We start from the raw sequence: 15,766 nt of genomic DNA on the forward strand, positions 1-15,766 counted from the left end.
TTTGCAGATGTACCGAGTCGATCCCATCGCAGCCTCGCCGGGGCTCGACAGCTCCCATAAGGGATTGGGGAATCACAGGGATCAAATGTGGGAGCTGTCGAGCTTTAGCGAGGCTGCGATGCAGGCAACTCGGTTTTATGGGTGTACCGAGTGGATCCAGTTCCCACAGTGGAGCCGTGGAGTGTCAGGCGTGAATTCGAATCCACACACTCACCAGCACCGTCGCCGCCATCAGCCACGCCACCGCGGCCACCGCCAGGGAGGCCTCCAGGCGCATGCGGTCGACCATCACATACAGCGTCGCCAGGTACACAAAGTACGGAATGATCGACCACATGCCGAACACAATGGTGGTCTTCAGGTCGTCCACCGAGCGGCCCTTGCCGACGATGTAGTGGGCGATCAGTGCAAAAGTCGGAAACAGCGGCACCAGGCCGGCGATGTAATAGTTCTTGGTTTTGGCCAGCACCGCCAGGAGCAACACCACCGCCGCTCCGAGGGCGGCCTTGAAGACTAAATCCACGCATGACTCCTTAATGGCTCAGGCCGTATTTCTTGACCTTGTCGAACAGGGTGGTCTTGGCCATTCCCAGTTCCTGGCTGGCCTGGGTCAGGTTGCCGCCGCTGCGTTGCAGGGCGTCGCTGAGCAGGTTGCGTTCAAAGGCTTCCACCGCTTCGGTAAAGGCCAGGCCATGGTTGTCGGGGCTGGCGCCGCTTTTCTTGAAGGCGGGCAGGCCCAGGGCAAAACGTTCGGCGACGTTGCGCAGTTCACGTACGTTGCCGGGCCAGTCATGGCTCATCAGGCTGGACAGGGTCTGGTTGTCCAGCTCCGGGGCGATGCGGTCGAAGCGCAGGGATGATTGCTGTAGAAAGTGTTCGAACAACTGCAGGATATCTTCGCGGCGCTCGCGCAGCGGCGGCAGTTCCAGGGTCACCACGTTCAGGCGGTAATACAAGTCGCTGCGGAACTGGTTGGCGCGGCTCAAGTCGTCGAGGTCGGACTTGGTCGCGGCAATCACCCGGCAATCCACCGCCACGCTCTGGTTCGAACCCAGGCGTTCCAGGGTGCGCTCTTGCAAGACCCGCAGCAGTTTGATCTGCAGGTTCATCGGCATGCTTTCCACTTCGTCGAGGAACAGCGTGCCTTCGTGGGCATGCTCGATCTTGCCGATCCGCCGTTTGCCCGCACCGGTGAAGGCGTTGGCTTCGTGACCGAAAATCTCGCTCTCAAACAGGTTTTCCGGCAGGCCGCCGCAGTTCAGGGCGACGAACTGGTGGGCGTGGCGGCGGCTAAAGTCGTGCAGACAGCGGGCGACCAACTCTTTGCCGGTGCCAGTCTCGCCTTCGATCAGCACGTTGGCCGAGGTGTCGGCGACGTTGGCGATCAACTCGCGCAGGTTCTGCATCGCCGGCGATCGTCCGATGATCCGGCCTTCCAGGGAGTCACGCTCGGCCAGTTGCCGGCGCAGCGCCCAGACTTCCCGGGCCAGGCCACGTTGTTCGAGGGCGCGGCGCACCACGTCCACCAGGCGCTCCGGAGAAAAGGGTTTCTCCATGAAGTCATAGGCACCGTTGCGCATCGCACCCACTGCCATGGAAATATCGCCGTGGCCGGTGATCAGCACCACCGGCAGGCTTTTATCCAGGGCCTTGAGGCGGGTCAACAGCTCCAGGCCGTCAATGCCGGGCAGGCGGATGTCACTGATCACAATGCCGGCAAAGTTCTCGCCGACACGCTTGAGTGCCTCTTCTGCGCTGGCCACGCCGACGCTGGGAATATCTTCCAGGGCCAGGGCTTGCTGGCAGCCGAGCAACACATGGGGATCGTCTTCGACAATCAGCACGGTCAGCTCGGTGTTGGGTTGGCTGTTCATATCGACTCGCCGGGTTGATGGCCTGCCAGGGGCAGGCTCAGGACAAAGGCTGTACCACCAGCGGCCGGATGCTCGACGGCCAGGTTGCCGCCGGTGGCTGCGGCAAGGCTGGCCGACAGGGTCAGGCCCAGGCCCAAGCCTTGCTCGCCGGGTTTGGTGGTGAAAAAGGGTTCGAACAAATGCTTGCGGGTCTCAGGGTCGATGCCATGCCCGTTGTCCCGCACCCGCAGGCGGTATTTGCCTTCGCTGATGTCACTTTCCAGCCACAGCTGCGGGGCGGGTTGGGCGTGCATCGCGTCCAGGGCATTGCCGATCAGGTTGACCAGGATTTGCTCCAGGCGCGTCTGGTCGATCTGCAACATGGCCTGGCTGAACTGACGGTGTACGGTCAGCGGCAGGCTGTCGAGGCGGCTGCCCAGGACCTGGAACGCCGCATCCACGGCCTTGCCCAGACTGGCTTCGCCCTGGTCGTCGCCCCGCCGGGCAAACGAGCGCAGGCTGGCGGTGATGCGTCCCATGCGGTCGATCAGTTCATTGATGGTCTTGAGGTTGGTGCTGGCAGTATCCAGGGCGCCGCGCTCGAGGAAGCGCACGGTATTGCCGGACAAGGTGCGCAGGGCCGCCAGCGGCTGGTTCAGTTCATGGGCGATGCTGGTGGACATCTGGCCGATGGCCGCTAATTTGCCGGCCTGGACCAATTCGTCCTGGGCCCGGCGCAGGGTTTCTTCGGCCTGGCGCCGCTCGCGGATCTGCGCCTTGAGCCGTTCGTTGCTGGCGCGCAGGTCGGTGGTGCGCTCGGCAATCCGCCGCTCCAACTGGTTGTTGGCTTCCTGCAGGGCCTCGCGGGCGGCCAGGCGTGTGGCGATTACCTTGCGCCGCTCATTCCAGGCAATCAGCAGGAACGCCACCAGGGCAAAGGCCACCGCAACGAGGATGCCCTGGTTGATCGCGGCCTGGCGCAGGTCGTTGAGCGGGGTGAGCAGGGTGAAATTCCACGGTGTGTCGTTCAGGGGCCGGGTCTGGGCCAGGTAGGTGACTTCCCGGTCGTCGGCCACCACTTCACTGTTGGCCGGGAAGGTCAGCTTTTCGGTGCCAGTGTCGAGCTGTTCGCGGGCCAGGGGTTGCAGTTCGTTGAGGGTCGCCCAGTAATATTGCAGGCTGCGGGCCAGGCGCTCCTTGGTATCGTCGCTCAGCGGGCGCACCGCCTTGAGCCGGCGTGCCGGGTCGCTGGAGAGGATGATGATGCCGTTCTCGTCGCTGACAAAGGCTTCCAGACGCGCGCGCTGCCAGCGTTCTTCCAGCGCTTCGAGGCGCACCTTGACCACTGCGACACCAATGATCTTGCCGTGTTCTTCCAGGCCGTGGGCCAGGTAGTAGCCAGGCTCGCCATTGGTGCTGCCGATGCCATAGAAACGGCCGGGCTGGCCACGTACGGCATTCTGGAAATAGGCGCGGAACGACAGGTCTTCACCGAGGTAGCTGTCGACATCGCGCCAGTTACTGGTGGCCATCACGCGGCCGGTGGTGTCCATCACATAAATCGCCCGACTGCGGCTGCGCCGGTTCAGGCCTTCGAGGTATTCGTTGACCGCTTGCCGGTGTTCCGGGTTCGGGTCGGCCAGCAATTTGGAGACGCTGGATTCCAGCTCCAGCAGGCTGGGCAGGTAGGTGTACTTGCTGATCTCACTCTCGACCGTGCGCGCATGCAGCTCCAACTGGCGCTCGCCGTTCTCGCCCAGGGTCCGGATGCCGTAGTACTCGCTGGTCCAGAAGCCGATAAAACCCAGGCCGATCATCAACAGGATGATCAGGGGCGGCAGGAACAGCTGGCGAATCAGACGAGGCTTCACGGCAAGGGATGGCGGTGCGGCGCGATAGAGGGTGGGGTCGCATTTCATCACAGATGCCTTGGGTCAACCAGCGCTTGCCTGGACCGGTGTGGGGGGCGGGCTTGCCCGCGATGACGGTAGGTCAGCCACAGAGGTTGACTGATATGCCGCAATCGCGGGCAAGCCCGCTCCCACAGGGCCCGGTTTCTACAGTGGACGCTGTGTTGTGCTTAGTGCTGCAGGATTTTCTCGAGGAAGTGCTGCGCACGTTCGGAACGGGCGCTGATATCGCCGAAGAACTCTTCTTTAGGGCAGTCTTCGATGATCTTGCCGGCATCCATGAAGATCACGCGGTCGGCCACTTTGCGGGCGAAGCCCATTTCGTGGGTCACGCACATCATGGTCATGCCTTCCTGGGCCAGTTGCACCATCACGTCCAGTACTTCGTTGACCATCTCCGGGTCCAGGGCCGAGGTCGGTTCGTCGAACAGCATGACGATCGGGTCCATTGCCAGAGCACGGGCAATCGCCACGCGCTGCTGCTGGCCGCCGGACAGTTGGCCCGGGTGCTTGTCCTTATGTGCCGACAGACCTACACGCTCCAGCAATTGCAGGCCTTTCTTCTCGGCTTCTGCCTTGCTGCGGCCCAACACCTTGATCTGCGCAACCGTCAGGTTTTCGGTGATGGTCATGTGCGGGAACAGTTCGAAGTGCTGGAACACCATGCCTACGCGCGAGCGCAGTTTCGGCAGGTTGGTCTTCGGGTCGGCAATCGAGGTGCCATCGACCACAACGTCACCTTTCTGGAACGGTTCCAGGGCGTTGACGCACTTGATCAGGGTGGATTTGCCCGAGCCGGAGGGCCCGCACACCACGATCACTTCGCCTTTTTTGACCTCGGTGCTGCAATCGGTCAGCACCTGGAAGTCGCCATACCACTTGTTGATGTTCTTGATAGAGATCATACGGCAAACCTTTTTTGCAGACGCTTGACCAGCAGCGAGGCGGCAAAGCTGATGATGAAGTAGACGACACCGGCAAAGATCAGGAACTCATTGGAGCGGCCGATAATGTCGCCGTTGGAACGGGCGGAGTTGAGGAAATCCACCAGGCCCACGGTGTAGACCAGCGAGGTGTCCTGGAACAGGATGATGCTCTGCTGCAACAGCAGCGGGGTCATCTTGCGGAACGCCTGGGGCAGGATGATCAGGCGCATGGTCTGGCCGTAGGTCATGCCCATCGCTTGTGCCGCAGCCATCTGGCCCTTGGGGATCGACTGCACGCCGGCCCGCACGATTTCGCAGAAGTACGCCGCCTCGAACATCATGAAGGCCACGACGCAGGAGGTGAACGCACCGATTGGCGTGTCTTCGCCGGTGATCCAGCGCAACACGAACGGCACCGCCAGGTAGAACCAGGTGATCACCAACAGCAGCGGGATCGAGCGGAAGTAGTTCACATAGGCGCCGGCCAGGCTGGACAGCAGTTTGCTGGAGGACAGGCGCATCAAGGCCAGGATAGTACCGAGAACGATACCGCCGACCACGCCCATGACCATCAGCTTCAAGGTCATGACCATGCCGTTCCACAGGCCAGGCATGGCCGGGATAATGCCGCTGAAATCAAATTCCATTATTTGCCCCCCACGGAAATCAGGCCGGGCACAGCGACTTTCTTCTCGACCAGGCGCATCAGCAGCATCAGGCTCATGTTCAGGGTGAAGTAGATCAGCGTGGCCAGGGTGAAGGCTTCAAACAGGTTGGCCGAGAACTCGGCGGTCTGCTTGGTTTGCGCCAGCAGTTCCATCAGGCCGATCAAGGACGCCACGGAGGAGTTCTTGAACACGTTGAGGAATTCCGAGGTAAGCGGCGGAATGATGATCCGGTAGGCCTGGGGCAGCAGCACGTTCCAGTAGATCTGCGACAGGCTGAAGCCCATGGCGCGCGCGGCGGCTTCCTGGCCACGGGGCAGCGCCTGGATACCGGTACGCACTTGTTCACATACGCGGGCGGCGGTGAACAGGCCCAGGCACACGACAACGCTCAGGTAGGCCGAGGTGGTTGGGTTTAAGTCTTGTTTGTACCAGTCCTGCAGGTTTTGCGGCAGCAGGTCGGGCACCAGGAAGTACCAGATGAACAGCTGTACCAGCAGTGGCACGTTACGAAACAGTTCCACATAGCAGGTGGCGATGCCGGCTACGAGGCGGTTAGGCATCGTGCGCATCACACCCAGTATCGAGCCCAGCAGCAAGGCGACGATCCACGCCACGATGGCGATGGCGATGGTCCAGCCCAAACCGGAGATGAACCAGTCGAGATAGGTCTCGCTGCCCACGCCGGTGGACTTGAAGAATACGCCCCAGTCCCAGTTGTAATTCATTAGGGTCTCCCCCGAAATCAATCGATGTACAAGCACCCGCTTGGGGAAGATCCATTCCCGCCTGACGGTGAACGTCAGGCACACGCGATCGGCTCGGAAACCGCCAGGTCGAGTGTTCCAAATAATGCCAGCAGGTAGTAACAGACGCCTGAGGGAGGGTTGGCTCCCTCAGGAGATAAGGTTAGTTCGGAATCAGGACTTTTTTTCAGCCGTTTTGTCGTCGGCTGCTTTGTCGGTCGGATTGGCGATCAGGGCCTTGAGTTCGTCGCTCATCGGGAACATCAGGTTCAGGCCTTTTGGTGGGATCGGCGAGCTGAACCACTTGGTGTAGATGTTGTTGATTTCGCCAGACTTGTAGGTGGCGACGATAGCGTCATCCACAGCCTTCTTGAACGGTGCATCGCCTTTGCGAACCATGCAGCCATAGATTTCGAAGGATTGCGGCGTGCCGGTCACGGCCCAGTCGGTAGGCTTCTTGGCCTTGGCCATTTCACCGGCCAGCAGCGCATCGTCCATCATGAAGGCAACGGCGCGGCCGCTTTCCAGCATCTGGAAGGACTCACCGTGGTCTTTGGCGGAGATGACGTTCATGCCCATCTGCTTGTCAGCGTTCATGGACTTGAGGATGCGCTCGGACGTGGTGCCGGCGGTGGTCACGACGTTCTTGCCCTTGAGGTCAGCGAAATCCTTGTAGGTCGAGTCCTTTTTGGACAGCAGACGGGTACCGATTTCGAAGATGCCGACGGAGAAGTCGACTTGCTGCTGACGCTCAACGTTGTTGGTAGTGGAACCACACTCAACGTCCACGGTGCCGTTCTGCACCAGCGGGATACGGGTTTGCGAAGTGACCAGGTTGTATTTGACCTTCAGCTCGCCTTCCTTCATGCCGAGGTCTTTCTCGACAGCTTTGACGATGGCCAGTTGAATGTCGTGGGAGTAGCCCACTGGTTTGCCCGAACCATCCGCAATGTAGGAAAACGGAATGGAGGCGTCGCGGTGGCCCAGGGTGATGGTGCCCGACTCTTTGATTTTCTTCAGCGTGCCGGTCAGTTCGGCGGCGAAGACTGGAGTGCTAATCAGAGCAGCAGCGATAGCTGCGCCCAAAATATGGGGAACGATACGCATCAATACTTCCTCGACATTTGTTTTTTTTATGAAGCCTGGACGGCTCTTTCGATACAGCGAATGCCTGTGACGGCTCCTGAAGCATCTCAGACAAACACGTACCAAGTGTAGAGCATGAGTCGTGCCAGACTCTGATTAAAAGTCTAACTGTATGATTTATATGGCGATTAACTTTATATGACGAGGTTTATCCGGTGTTTAAATCCGGCAAACCGAATAGGTGGCGTTACCACGTTCGGAAAACCGAATCTGTAGGCATTGGCTGCCGGCGATCACCGCCCGTTGTTGCAGGCCAGCCAGCTCCCACATTGATCGCATTTCACATCAAGACGTCCATAAAAAAGCCCCTGGGCCTTTCGGCGCAGGGGCTGGATGCATCAGGCTGCTTCGATCTTGCTGCGGTTCTGTTCGACCTTGACCAAGTAAAGCTGCAGGTTCTCCTGCTCCTCGGGGGTGGTGAACAGCCCGAGTTTGGTGCGCCGCCACAGGATGTCGTAGGCCTGGGTCGCCCATTCCTCGGCGCACAGGTAGTCGACTTCCCGGGTGTACAGGCCGCCACCCAGGTGCTCGCCCAGGTCGGCCAGCGATTGCACGCCTTCGAGCAGGCGCCAGGTGCGGCTGCCATAGGTGGTCGACCAGCGGCGGGCGATCTCGCTGGGGATCCACTCGAACTTGCTGCGAATGTCGGTGGCCAGGGCTTCCGGCGTGCTCATGTCTTCACCGCCGGGCAGGCTGGCCTTGGCGGTCCAGCTCGGCTTGATATGCGGGAAGTAGGGGGCCAGTTGCGCCAGGGCCGACTCGGCCAGCTTGCGGTAAGTGGTCAGCTTGCCACCGAACACCGACAGGATCGGCGCTTCTTCGCCGCTGCCGGACAGTGCCAGGGTGTAGTCGCGGGTAATGGCCGACGGGTTATCCGACTCGTCGTTGCACAGCGGGCGCACGCCGGAATAGGTGTGCACGATATCGTCGCGGCTCAACTGCTGCTTGAAGTGGGCGTTGACCACCTTGAGCATGTAGTCCGTTTCACCTTCGGTGATCGCCACTTTCGCGGGGTCGCCGGTGTACTCACGGTCGGTGGTGCCGATGATGGTCAGGTGATTGAGGTACGGAATGGTGAAGACGATACGCCCATCCTCGTTCTGCAGGATGTGCGCATGGGCGCCTTCGTACAGTTTCGGCACGATCAGGTGGCTGCCCTGGATCAGGCGGATGCCATACGGCGAATCGAGCTTGAGGTCATCCTTGATGAACTTGGCGACCCATGGGCCGGCCGCGTTCACCAGAGCCTTGGCGCGGATCGACAGCAGGCTGCCATCGGCGCGCTCCAGGTGCAGGTGCCACAGGCCCTTGCTGCGACGGGCGCTGACGCAACGGGTCTGGGTGTGGATATGTGCACCCTTTTCCCGGGCGGCCATGGCGTTGAGTACAACCAGGCGCGCGTCGTCGACCCAGCAATCGGAGTATTCGAAGCCCTTGGTGATTTCGCTTTTCAGCGGGCTGTCGGCGCCGAACTTCAGGCTTTTGGAGCCTGCAAGTTTCTCGCGCTTGCCGAGGTGATCGTACAGGAACAGGCCGGCACGGATCATCCAGGCCGGGCGCAGGTGCGGGCGATGGGGCAACACAAAACGCATCTGCTTGACGATGTGCGGGGCCTTGGCCAGCAGCACTTCGCGTTCGGCCAGGGCTTCGCGCACCAGGCGGAATTCGTAATGTTCAAGATAGCGCAGGCCGCCATGGATCAGCTTGCTGCTGGCAGACGAGGTGTGGCTGGCCAAGTCATCCTTTTCGCAAAGGAATACCGACAGGCCGCGACCGGCTGCGTCTGCCGCGATGCCTACACCATTGATCCCGCCGCCAATCACGGCAACATCATAGACTTCGGCAAGGGGTGGAGCAGGCAAGGTAGAAGGGGTCATCGGCTGGCCTCGCGATCTTTTTTAATATTGGAATTCGAACATTAATGTTCATTTGCGAAAATGGTAGCTCATAAACGCGGGCACAGCCAGCTGACTTCGATTGAAAAAACTCATCGAAGGGCGGGAAAAGGAAAAATTGTGAACATTGAGCCGGGTGCTGGCTCAAGAGAGTTGTGGCCCTGGGCCGCCATCGCGGGCAAGCCCGCTCCTGTGGGAGCGGGCTTGCCCGCGATGGCGCAGGTCCAGGCGCCAGCGAGCTCAGGGGGCGCTCAGACGACTTCCAGGCGAATCTTGTTCTGGCTCAACAACTGCACCAGCGCCGGCACCGGCTGCTGATCGGTGACCAGGCAATCAATCAAACTGATCGGCCCCAGGCGAATCATGGCGTTGCGCCCGAATTTGCTGGAGTCCGCCGCGAGGATCACCTTGCGTGCGTTGGCAATGATCGCCTGGGAAACCCGCACTTCCTGGTAATCGAAGTCCAGCAGGCTGCCGTCCTCGTCGATACCGCTGATACCCACCAGGGCGAAGTCGACCTTGAACTGATTGATGAAGTCCACGCTGGCCTGGCCCACCACGCCGCCGTCACGGCGTACATTGCCGCCGGTCAGCAGCACGTCGAAGTCGTCCTTGGCGCTGAGCATCATGGCGACGTTGAGGTTATTGGTGATGATCTTCAGGTGACTGTGGTTGAGCAGCGCCCGGGCAATGGATTCGGTGGTGGTACCGATATTGATGAACAGCGAGGCATGATCGGGGATCTGTGCGGCAATGGCTTCGCCGATACGCTGCTTTTCATCGCGCATCTGGTCGGCACGCATGGCGTACTCGGTGTTTTCGACACTGGAGTCATAGGCGGCGCCGCCGTGGTAGCGACGCAGCAGATTGGCGTCGGCCAACTGATTGATATCGCGGCGGATGGTTTGCGGGGTAACAACGAACAACTGCGCCATTTCCTCGATACTGACGTAGCCGCGTTCGCGGACCAGTTCGAGGATTTGTTGCTGACGGGGAGGCAGATTCATTGGGCGTCCTGTGGGCTGCCATACAAAAGTGGCCCATGATGACGCAGGAATCTGCTCCCTGCCAGTTACAACCCGATGTGGGTCCTACGCTTGGCTTATTCAGCGCCTTCGTGGGGTTCCCAGTCACGGGTGCGGCTGACCGCTTTTTTCCAGCCGGCGTAGAGTTTTTCTTTGGCGGGCTCGTCCAGTTGTGGTTCGAACTCGCGTTCGATCACTGCCTTGCCACGCAGCTCATCCAGGCTGCCCCAGAAGCCACAGGCCAGGCCGGCCAGGTAGGCAGCGCCCAACGCCGTGGTCTCGCGCATTTGCGGGCGCTCGACCTGGGTGCCGAGGATGTCGGCCTGGAACTGCATCAGGAAGTTGTTGGCCACTGCGCCGCCGTCTACCCGCAGGGATTTGAGGCGTTCGCCGGAGTCCTGCTGCATGGCGTCGAGCACGTCGCGGGTCTGGTAGGCAATCGACTCCAGGGCTGCACGAATAATGTGATCGACACGTACGCCACGGGTCAGGCCGAACAGCGCGCCACGGGCGTAGGGGTCCCAGTACGGAGCGCCGAGACCGGTGAACGCCGGTACCAGGTACACGCCGTTGCTGTCTTTGACCTTGTTGGCGAAGTATTCGGTGTCGTGGGCGTCATTGATGATCTTCAACTCATCGCGCAGCCACTGCACGGTGGAACCACCGTTGAACACAGCGCCTTCGAGGGCGTAAGCCACTTCGCCACGCGGGCCGCAGGCGATGGTGGTGAGCATGCCGTGCTGGGATTTGACCGCTTTGTCGCCGGTGTTCATCAATAGGAAGCAACCGGTGCCGTAGGTGTTTTTCGCCTGGCCCGGCTCAACGCACATCTGGCCGAACAGGGCGGCTTGCTGGTCGCCGGCAATGCCGCCGATGGCAATCCCGCTTTTGGTGCGGCCATAGATTTCCGAGGAGGACTTCACTTCCGGCAGCATCTCGCGCGGGATGTCCAGGACCTCCAGCATCTTCGCATCCCACTCCAGGGTGTGGATGTTGAAGAGCATGGTGCGCGAAGCGTTGGTGTAGTCGGTGACGTGGGTCTTGCCGCCGGTAAATTTCCAGATCAGCCAGCTGTCGATGGTGCCGAACAGCAGCTCGCCGTTGCGCGCGCGTTCGCGGCTGCCTTCGACGTTGTCGAGGATCCACTTCAACTTGGTACCGGAGAAGTACGGGTCGGTGACCAGGCCGGTGGTGTCGCTGATGTATTGCTCATGGCCGTCGCGTTTGAGCTGCTGGCAGATTTCGGTGCTGCGCCGGCATTGCCAGACGATGGCGTTGTAGATCGGGCGGCCGGTGATCTTGTCCCAGACCACGGTGGTTTCACGCTGGTTGGTGATGCCGATGGCGGCGACCTGGTCGTGGTGCAGGCCGGCTTGTGCCAGGGCCTCGACCATCACGGCGCTCTGGGTGGCGAAGATTTCCATCGGGTCATGCTCGACCCAACCGGCTTGCGGGTAGTGCTGGACGAATTCACGCTGGGCGGTACACACCACGTTGGCGTCACGATCAAAGATGATCGCCCGGGAACTGGTGGTGCCCTGATCGAGGGCAATGATGTAGTTCTTATTCTGTGTGTCGGTCATGTCGATTGCCTTGGACGGAAAAAAGGAGTGGGTAAGTAGCCTGGGCCGCAAGGGGCAGAAGGGCTCAGGCTACCGCTTTCAAGAAGTTCGGGTGTTGCCGCTGGTGGCGGTTTCGGCTGCATCAGTTGTAGCAGCTGCGGCGTTGGGCAGATGGCGGGCAATCAACCCGCGATAGGCCGCAGCGCCGAGGCAGGCACCGACAATCGGTGCAATGATCGGAATCAGGACGTAAGGAATATCGCGCCCGCCGGTGAAAGCCATTTCACCCCAACCGGCGAAAAAGGTCATCAGCTTGGGGCCGAAATCCCGAGCCGGATTCATCGCAAACCCGGTCAGCGGGCCCATGGCGCTGCCGATCACGGCGATCAGCAAGCCGATCAACAGCGGGGCCAGGGGGCCGCGGGGCAAGCCGTTATTGTCGTCGGTCAGGGCCATGATCACGCCCATCAGGATCGCGGTGATGACCATTTCCACCAGGAACGCCTGGGCCGTATTCAGCAGGGCGTGCGGGTAGGTGGAGAACACCGAGGCCAGTTCCAGGCTGGCTGCGGAGCCACGAACCATCTGGTGAGTTTGTTCGTAATCGAAAAACAGGTTGCTGTAGAGCGTGTAGACCAGCGCGGCGGAGCAAAAGGCGCCGGCAACCTGGGCGATGATATAGAAGGGCAGTTTGCGCTTGTCGAAATCGGCAAAGATGCACAGCGCGATACTGACGGCTGGATTGAGATGAGCCCCGGAAATGCCGGCGCTCAGGTAGATCGCCATGCTCACGCCGATCCCCCAGATGATGCTGATTTCCCACAGGCCAAAGCTGGCACCCGCGACCTTGAGCGCAGCGACGCAACCGGTACCGAAGAAGATCAGCAACGCGGTGCCGAGGAACTCGGCCATGCATTGGCTGGAGAGTGAAGGCTGTTGAAGAGCAGTTGTCATTGAAAACCTCGATTTTTTTTCTTGTCTGGCGCTGTGCCACAACGGGCGATGCGCGATTTTCACCGTGGTCAGGATCCCCATCCTGCTCACGGCTTACTGCTCGGACACTGTGGATAGATTCTTACAGTATTCGGAAACGAAAAAATATAGACAAGAAACGCCGCTGTCAAAGGTCGAAAGTGAACGGTTGGTCATTTTCAAACTATTCGCGTGATGAATGATCTCGGCAACCCATCGGCGGGGCTGGCGGCAAGCGTGGCCAGGATCTGCGCGGATTCGTCGCACGACCCCCTGCACTAGAGCGTTTTGCCTGGGTTTGTCCTAGAATCGGCGGTCTGTTTTTCCACGTTTTCCCCAAGCCTGGAGCCTCCATGACACCTGCATTGGACTTGTTGAAAAAAGTTCGCGCCGAACATCGCATCCACAGTTATGAACATGACCCCAAGGCGGCATCCTATGGCCTGGAGGCCGCGGAAAAGTTGAGCCTCGACCCGGCGCAGGTGTTCAAGACGTTGCTTGCCAGCAGCGAAAAAGGCGAATTATTGGTGGCTGTGGTGCCGGTCGTCGGAAGTCTTGATTTGAAGGCCCTGGCTCACGCGGCGGGCGTAAAGAAAGTCGAGATGGCCGACCCGGCGGCGGCGCAGCGCTCGACCGGTTATTTGTTGGGTGGGATCAGCCCTTTGGGGCAGAAGAAGCGCTTGCGCACCTTCATTGATGTGAGCGCAGAGCCTTTTGCGACAATTTTTGTCAGCGCAGGCAGGAGAGGGTTGGAAGTGGAGTTGGCGGCGGCGGTGTTGGCCGAGCATACCCAGGGTAAATTTGCGCCGATTGGCCGGGCGTGATTTCAAGAACGGAGGAATCAGATGTGTGAGCCAGCCTCTGTAGGAGCTGGCTTGCCTGCGATAGCCTCACCTCGCTGTAGCTGACAGCCCGAGGCGCCTGCATCGCGGGCAAGCCCGGCTCCCACACAAGCTCGCTTCCACATTTTTGACTCGGTTTGTTCAGCCGGCGGTGCTGTAGCGCCGCACACCGGACTCCACCTGCGGGATCTGCGCCGCCGTGCTCCCCGAAGCCTGGAACAACACCAGATGCTCGGCCGCCACGCGGATCCCCACGTGTACACCCACCTGATGATCGGCATGGCTGGGGAAAATCGACTCCAGCTGGGCGCCGGTCGGCAACTGCAGGCGGTACAGGGTCGAGGCACCCAGGAAGGTCTTGCCGACGATCAGCGCGTTCAGCGGGCTGTCCGGTGCATACACGATGTCATCCGGGCGCAGCAACACATCCACCGCGCAGCCGGTTGGCCAGGTATAGGCACGATTGCCGCGCAGCTCGCCCAGTTCGGTAGTGACCGACTCCGGAGTGCTCAATTGGCCACGGATGAAATAACCCTGGCCAATAAAACTCGCGACGTAGGGCGTCAGCGGTTCGTGATAGAGGTTGTAGGGCGTATCCCACTGCTCCAGGCGGCCTTCCTTGAACACGCCGACATGGTCGCTCACCGCAAAGGCTTCTTCCTGGTCATGGGTCACCAGGATCGCACTGGTGCCACGGGCCTTGAGGATGTCGCGCACTTCATGGCTGAGCTTGCGCCGCAGTTCGCCGTCGAGGTTGGAGAACGGCTCGTCCAGCAACAGCAGTTGCGGTTCCGGCGCCAGAGCACGGGCCAGGGCCACGCGCTGTTGTTGGCCACCGGACAGTTCGTGGGGGAAGCGCTTGCCCAGGTTCTTCAGGTTGACCAATTCCAGCAGTTCGGCGACCACCCGCTCTTTGTGCGGGTGTTTGCGAATGCCGAAGCCGATATTGTCGGCCACGCTCAGATGTGGAAACAGCGCGTAGTCCTGGAACACCATGCCAATGCGACGCTTCTCCGGGGCCAGGGTAAAGCCGGCGCTGGAGATCACTTCGCCAGCCAGGTTGATCTCGCCTTCGTGCACCGGCTCAAACCCGGCAATCGCCCGTAGGGTGGTGGTCTTGCCACAGCCCGAGGAGCCCAGCAGGCAACCGATATCTCCAGCGTTGAGGTGCAGGTTGAGATTCTGCACCACCCGTTGGTCCTGATAGCCGCATGCCAGATTGCGCAGGTTCAGCAGAAGTGGCTGGCTCATGCGTGGTGATACGCCGGTGGGACCAAGAATTCCAGCAGGGCCTTCTGCGCATGCAGGCGGTTTTCTGCCTGGTCCCAGGCGACGGAGCGCGGGTCGTCCAACAGGTCGAGGCTGATTTCTTCGCCGCGATGGGCCGGCAGGCAGTGCATGAACAGCGCATCCGGGGCGGCGAGGTCGAGCAATTCACGGGTGACTTGATAAGGCGCGAACAGGGCCAGGCGCTTGGCGGTCTCGTCTTCCTGGCCCATGGAGGTCCAGACGTCGGTGCTCACCAGGTGCGCGCCGATCACCGCGTCTTTCGGGTCACGCACGATTTGCACGCGGGCGTCGGCCTTGGCCAGGAATTCGGCGCTCGGCTCGTAGCCCTCGGGGCAGGCGATGCGCAGGTGGAAGTCGAACTGGATCGCCGCTTCTATATAGCTGTTGCACATATTGTTGCCATCGCCGATCCAGGCCACAGTCTTGCCCTGGATCGAGCCGCGATGTTCGAGGAACGTCTGCATATCGGCGAGCAACTGGCACGGATGCAGGTCGTCGGACAGCCCGTTGATCACCGGCACTCGCGAGTTGGCGGCAAATTCAGTCAGGGTGCTGTGGGCGAAGGTACGGATCATCACCGCATCGAGCATGCGTGACATGACGATGGCGCAATCGCTGATCGGCTCGCCACGGCCCAGTTGGGTATCCCGAGGCGACAGGAAAATCGCCTGGCCGCCGAGCTGGATCATGCCGGCTTCGAAGGACAGGCGGGTACGGGTGGACGACTTCTCGAAAATCATCCCGAGTACACGGTTTTTCAAAGGCTCGAACAGTACGCCGCGATTACGCAGGTCTTTAAGCTCAATGCCTCGACGGATCACGCTGACCAGCTCTTCGGGCGTGCAATCCATCAGGGAGAGAAAGTGCCTTGCGCTCATCATTAACTACCTTTTTGCAACAGACCGCAGATACTCAAAGCCTTGTTTATTGTGAC

At 60.5% G+C, this 15,766-nt stretch carries 14 protein-coding genes; 1 reads left to right on the forward strand and 13 read right to left on the reverse strand.

Translation table 11 applies throughout. The features are described 5' to 3' along the window. Positions 1–184 precede the first annotated feature (184 nt). From JFT44_RS09150 to JFT44_RS09200, 11 genes are all read right to left on the reverse strand, one after another. Positions 185–523: a GlpM family protein gene (locus JFT44_RS09150; RefSeq protein WP_057438356.1), complete on the reverse strand. Its 339-nt coding sequence runs from the start codon at positions 521–523 to the stop codon at positions 185–187. Positions 524–533: 10 nt separating this feature from the next. Continuing rightward, complete coding sequence (locus JFT44_RS09155) at positions 534–1,874, reverse strand: sigma-54 dependent transcriptional regulator (RefSeq protein ID WP_057958597.1); 1,341 nt, start codon at positions 1,872–1,874, stop codon at positions 534–536. Next, entirely contained in the window at positions 1,871–3,772 is a 1,902-nt protein-coding gene (locus JFT44_RS09160) for a sensor histidine kinase (protein WP_115128904.1), read from the reverse strand. The genes JFT44_RS09155 and JFT44_RS09160 overlap by 4 nt, the downstream gene beginning before the upstream one ends. 161 nt (positions 3,773–3,933) lie before the next feature. Beyond that, on the reverse strand, positions 3,934–4,668 hold the full coding sequence (locus JFT44_RS09165; RefSeq protein ID WP_057438360.1) for an amino acid ABC transporter ATP-binding protein: 735 nt from the start codon (positions 4,666–4,668) through the stop codon (positions 3,934–3,936). Further along, the gene (locus tag JFT44_RS09170) at positions 4,665–5,336 is read right to left on the reverse strand and encodes an ABC transporter permease subunit (RefSeq protein WP_057958599.1); all 672 of its coding nucleotides are present in this window, start codon (positions 5,334–5,336) and stop codon (positions 4,665–4,667) included. Before JFT44_RS09170 ends, JFT44_RS09165 begins: the two co-directional genes overlap by 4 nt. Beyond that, positions 5,336–6,082, reverse strand: coding sequence for an amino acid ABC transporter permease (locus JFT44_RS09175; RefSeq protein ID WP_057958600.1), 747 nt, complete (start codon positions 6,080–6,082; stop codon positions 5,336–5,338). Before JFT44_RS09175 ends, JFT44_RS09170 begins: the two co-directional genes overlap by 1 nt. 192 nt (positions 6,083–6,274) lie before the next feature. Next, a complete protein-coding gene (locus tag JFT44_RS09180; protein WP_029295166.1) occupies positions 6,275–7,207 on the reverse strand; it encodes a glutamate/aspartate ABC transporter substrate-binding protein in 933 nt (310 codons plus the stop codon). A gap of 377 nt (positions 7,208–7,584) precedes the next feature. Beyond that, positions 7,585–9,123 carry a glycerol-3-phosphate dehydrogenase gene (glpD, locus tag JFT44_RS09185; protein ID WP_057958601.1) on the reverse strand — a complete coding sequence of 513 codons (1,539 nt, stop codon included), beginning with the start codon at positions 9,121–9,123 and terminating at the stop codon, positions 7,585–7,587. A gap of 269 nt (positions 9,124–9,392) precedes the next feature. Beyond that, positions 9,393–10,148 carry a DeoR/GlpR family transcriptional regulator gene (locus JFT44_RS09190; RefSeq protein WP_057438366.1) on the reverse strand — a complete coding sequence of 252 codons (756 nt, stop codon included), beginning with the start codon at positions 10,146–10,148 and terminating at the stop codon, positions 9,393–9,395. 95 nt (positions 10,149–10,243) lie between these two features. Next, positions 10,244–11,749 carry a glycerol kinase GlpK gene (glpK, locus tag JFT44_RS09195; RefSeq protein ID WP_029295173.1) on the reverse strand — a complete coding sequence of 502 codons (1,506 nt, stop codon included), beginning with the start codon at positions 11,747–11,749 and terminating at the stop codon, positions 10,244–10,246. Between the two features lie 78 nt (positions 11,750–11,827). Next, positions 11,828–12,682, reverse strand: a complete 855-nt coding sequence (locus tag JFT44_RS09200; protein ID WP_057958602.1) for an MIP/aquaporin family protein — start codon at positions 12,680–12,682, stop codon at positions 11,828–11,830. Between the two features lie 371 nt (positions 12,683–13,053). On the opposite strand from JFT44_RS09200, the gene ybaK reads away from it, so the two are divergent. After that, a complete protein-coding gene (gene ybaK, locus JFT44_RS09205; RefSeq protein ID WP_057438370.1) occupies positions 13,054–13,524 on the forward strand; it encodes a Cys-tRNA(Pro) deacylase in 471 nt (156 codons plus the stop codon). A gap of 159 nt (positions 13,525–13,683) precedes the next feature. Here ybaK and JFT44_RS09210 read toward each other — a convergent pair whose 3' ends face one another. Beyond that, positions 13,684–14,793: an ABC transporter ATP-binding protein gene (locus tag JFT44_RS09210; RefSeq protein WP_057958603.1), complete on the reverse strand. Its 1,110-nt coding sequence runs from the start codon at positions 14,791–14,793 to the stop codon at positions 13,684–13,686. Continuing rightward, entirely contained in the window at positions 14,790–15,710 is a 921-nt protein-coding gene (gene argF / locus JFT44_RS09215; protein ID WP_115128901.1) for an ornithine carbamoyltransferase, read from the reverse strand. Before argF ends, JFT44_RS09210 begins: the two co-directional genes overlap by 4 nt. Positions 15,711–15,766 lie beyond the last annotated feature (56 nt).

Origin of the sequence: Pseudomonas sp. MF5691 (assembly GCF_016405645.1) — a bacterium.
In the GTDB taxonomy this organism is placed as follows: domain Bacteria; phylum Pseudomonadota; class Gammaproteobacteria; order Pseudomonadales; family Pseudomonadaceae; genus Aquipseudomonas; species Aquipseudomonas shahriarae.

Excerpts from the sequence above, each read along its gene's own strand:
- JFT44_RS09200 (WP_057958602.1), bottom strand. The coding sequence starts at position 12,682 with ATGACAACTGCTCTTCAACAGCCTTCACTCTCCAGCCAATGCATGGCC.
- JFT44_RS09160 (WP_115128904.1), bottom strand. The coding sequence starts at position 3,772 with ATGAAATGCGACCCCACCCTCTATCGCGCCGCACCGCCATCCCTTGCC.
- argF (WP_115128901.1), bottom strand. The coding sequence starts at position 15,710 with ATGAGCGCAAGGCACTTTCTCTCCCTGATGGATTGCACGCCCGAAGAG.
- JFT44_RS09190 (WP_057438366.1), bottom strand. The coding sequence starts at position 10,148 with ATGAATCTGCCTCCCCGTCAGCAACAAATCCTCGAACTGGTCCGCGAA.
- JFT44_RS09175 (WP_057958600.1), bottom strand. The coding sequence starts at position 6,082 with ATGAATTACAACTGGGACTGGGGCGTATTCTTCAAGTCCACCGGCGTG.
- JFT44_RS09170 (WP_057958599.1), bottom strand. The coding sequence starts at position 5,336 with ATGGAATTTGATTTCAGCGGCATTATCCCGGCCATGCCTGGCCTGTGG.
- JFT44_RS09180 (WP_029295166.1), bottom strand. The coding sequence starts at position 7,207 with ATGCGTATCGTTCCCCATATTTTGGGCGCAGCTATCGCTGCTGCTCTG.
- glpD (WP_057958601.1), bottom strand. The coding sequence starts at position 9,123 with ATGACCCCTTCTACCTTGCCTGCTCCACCCCTTGCCGAAGTCTATGAT.
- ybaK (WP_057438370.1), top strand. The coding sequence starts at position 13,054 with ATGACACCTGCATTGGACTTGTTGAAAAAAGTTCGCGCCGAACATCGC.
- JFT44_RS09165 (WP_057438360.1), bottom strand. The coding sequence starts at position 4,668 with ATGATCTCTATCAAGAACATCAACAAGTGGTATGGCGACTTCCAGGTG.
- glpK (WP_029295173.1), bottom strand. The coding sequence starts at position 11,749 with ATGACCGACACACAGAATAAGAACTACATCATTGCCCTCGATCAGGGC.
- JFT44_RS09155 (WP_057958597.1), bottom strand. The coding sequence starts at position 1,874 with ATGAACAGCCAACCCAACACCGAGCTGACCGTGCTGATTGTCGAAGAC.
- JFT44_RS09210 (WP_057958603.1), bottom strand. The coding sequence starts at position 14,793 with ATGAGCCAGCCACTTCTGCTGAACCTGCGCAATCTGGCATGCGGCTAT.